Origin of the sequence: Streptomyces sp. NPDC060198 (assembly GCF_042728415.1) — a bacterium.
GTDB lineage: Bacteria > Actinomycetota > Actinomycetes > Streptomycetales > Streptomycetaceae > Streptomyces.
This window is the reverse complement of sequence record NZ_JBHWZJ010000602.1, coordinates 1-2,620: the sequence shown is the minus strand read 5'-3', so window position 1 is coordinate 2,620 and position 2,620 is coordinate 1. Positions and strand designations below refer to the sequence as shown.

General features: G+C 69.7%; 3 protein-coding genes. 1 reads left to right on the top strand and 2 read right to left on the bottom strand.

The window, feature by feature from the left end:
• Positions 1 to 38: 38 nt before the first annotated feature.
• The gene (locus ACFWEP_RS33965; RefSeq protein ID WP_387376059.1) at positions 39 to 815 is read right to left on the bottom strand and encodes an ABC transporter ATP-binding protein; all 777 of its coding nucleotides are present in this window, start codon (positions 813 to 815) and stop codon (positions 39 to 41) included.
• Positions 808 to 1,755, bottom strand: coding sequence for an ABC transporter permease (locus ACFWEP_RS33960; protein ID WP_387376057.1), 948 nt, complete (start codon positions 1,753 to 1,755; stop codon positions 808 to 810). Before ACFWEP_RS33960 ends, ACFWEP_RS33965 begins: the two co-directional genes overlap by 8 nt.
• A gap of 195 nt (positions 1,756 to 1,950) precedes the next feature.
• On the opposite strand from ACFWEP_RS33960, the gene ACFWEP_RS33955 reads away from it, so the two are divergent.
• Complete coding sequence (locus ACFWEP_RS33955; RefSeq protein WP_387376055.1) at positions 1,951 to 2,565, top strand: TetR/AcrR family transcriptional regulator; 615 nt, start codon at positions 1,951 to 1,953, stop codon at positions 2,563 to 2,565.
• The last annotated feature ends 55 nt before the right edge of the window (positions 2,566 to 2,620 follow it).

Sequence of the window (2,620 nt, the reverse complement as noted above, 5' to 3'; positions counted from 1 at the left end):
GGCCCGGAGCCCCCCTTCCGCTTGCGTGGGAACGGGGACTACTTCTTGGTGAACCGCTCGTACGCGGCGACGACGTCCTTCGCCGGACCGTCCATCCGCAGGACGCCCGCCTCCAGCCAGATCGCCCGGTCGCAGGTCTCCAGGATCGACTTGTTGCTGTGGCTGACCAGGAAGACCGTGCCGGCCTCCTGGCGGAGTTCCTTGATCCGGTCCTTGCTCCGGTTCTGGAACTTGGCGTCACCGGTGGAGAGTGCCTCGTCGATCAGCAGCACGTCGTGGCTCTTGGCCGCCGCGATGGAGAACCGCAGCCGGGCGCCCATGCCGGAGGAGTACGTCCGCATCGGCAGGGTGATGAAGTCGCCCTTCTCGTTGATGCCGGAGAAGGAGACGATGGAGTCGTACCGCTCGCGGATCTCCTGGCGGGACATGCCCATCGCCAGCCCGCCCAGCACGACGTTCCGCTCGCCGGTGAGATCGCTCATCAGCGCGGCGTTCACGCCGAGCAGCGAGGGCTGGCCCTGCGTGTGGACCTTGCCCTTCGTCGCCGGGAGCAGCCCGGCGATGGCCTTGAGCAGGGTGGACTTGCCGGAGCCGTTCGAGCCGATGAGGCCGATCGCCTCGCCCTTGTACGCGGCGAAGCTGACGCCCTTGACGGCGTGCACCTCGCGTACGCCCGGACTCTGGCGGCGGGTGATGATCCGGCTGAGCGCGGAGGTCGCGCTGCCCCGGCCGCCCTTGGCACCGTTGACCTTGTAGGTGATGTGCACGTCGTCGACGACGACGGTGGGCTCCCGCTCCGCGGTCGTGTCAGCCACGTCCGTACCTCTCTTCGGCCTTCCAGAAGAACACGAAGCCGCCGACGGCACAGAGCAGTGCCCACGCCGTGGCCACCGCCCATACGTGCGGGGGCAGCTGGTCGCCGGTGAAGCTGTCGATCAGGGCGAACCGCATCAGGTCGATGTAGACGGCCGCCGGGTTGCAGTCCAGCGCGACGATGACCCAGTGCGGGACCCGGTCCTCGGTGAGGAGGGAGTCGAGGCTCCACATCACGCCGGACGCGTACATCCAGGTGCGGAGCAGGAACGGCATGAGCTGCGCGATGTCCGGGGTCTTCGCGGTGATCCGTGCCACGAACATCGAGACGCCGGTGTTGAACAGCGCCTGGAGAGTGAGGGCGGGAATCGCGAGCAGCCAGGTCGGGCTGGGGTACTGCCCGAAGACGAGCAGGATCAGCACGAGCGCGCCGAGCGAGAACAGCAGCTGCTGGAGCTGCTGCAGGGCGAGCGCGACCGGCAGCGAGGCGCGCGGGAAGTGCAGGGCGCGCACCAGCCCGATGTTGCCGCTGATCGCGCGGGTGCCCGCCGTGATCGAGCTGGAGGTGAAGGTCCAGATGAAGACACCCGTGACGAGGAACGGCACGAAGTCGGCGACCCCGCGCTTGGTGTTCATCAGGATGCCGAAGATGAAGTAGTACACCGCGGCGTTGAGCAGCGGCGTCATGATCTGCCAGATCTGGCCGAGCTTCGCCTGGCTGTACTGCGCCGTCAGCTTGGCCGTGGCGAACGCCAGGATGAAGTGCCGGCGCCCCCAGAGCTGAGCGATGTACGACGCGAGGGAGGGGCGGGCGCCGCTGACGGTGAGGCCGTGGCGGGCGGCGAGCGCCGCCAGCTCGCCCGGCGCGTAGACCGGGGCGAGTGCGGCGGGATCGGTTTCGGCCGGCCCTGGGGCCGGCGGAGCTGCTGTCTGGCTCACCACGATCGCTTTCGACGGAGGCTGGGAACAGGCGTTGAAGGCTGGAACAGAACAAGCGCAACGGGCGGGAAACGGGCGTTGAACTGCGGGGCAACCGCTGAACAACGATGGGACGGGACCGTTTCGTCGCCACGCTGAGCGTAAATCGTATGTGCGTCGGGACGCAACCGTTTCGTCGTTACGGATATCCTTTGAGGCATGAGCACCCAACCCGGACCCCGGCGCCGTACCCCGGCGGGCGCCGCCGTGCTGCGCGAGGACGTGACCGACGCGATCCGCGGCGCCGTCTTCGAAGAGCTGGCCGCGGTGGGCTTCGCCCGGATGTCCATGGAGGGCATCGCGCGCCGCGCGGGCGTCGGCAAGACCGCGGTCTACCGGCGCTGGAAGTCCAAGCTGCACCTGGTGCTCGACCTGGTGGCGGCCGTCGCCGAACAGGGCATGCCGACCCCCGACACCGGCTCGCTGTACGGGGACGTACGGGCGGTCCTCCAACTCGCCTCGTACGCGCTGCGCCACCCCGTCGCCTCCCAGGTGATCCCGGACCTGCTCGTGGAGGCGGCCCGGAACCCGGAGATCGCCGACACGATCAAGGCGGCGCTCCTCGACCCGCAGCAGGGCGTCGCGGCCGTCGTCGTCAGGGCGGCGGTGGCCCGGGGCGAGCTGCCGGAGGGCAGCGACCCCGGCCGCGCGCTGGACCTGATCGTCGGGCCGCTGTACTGGCGGCTCGTGGTGGTCCGCAGCGGCCTGCCGAAGGGGTACCTGGACGACCTCGCCGCCTCAGCGGTGGCCGCGCTCAGGCACCCGGGGGCGTAGCACCCGGCGGATACGAACGGGCGGGCACGCATGTACGAGGACCCGGGCGCGCGTG

Coding starts and splice junctions, on each gene's coding strand:
- ACFWEP_RS33955 (WP_387376055.1), top strand. CDS start 1,951: ATGAGCACCCAACCCGGACCCCGGCGCCGTACCCCGGCGGGCGCCGCC.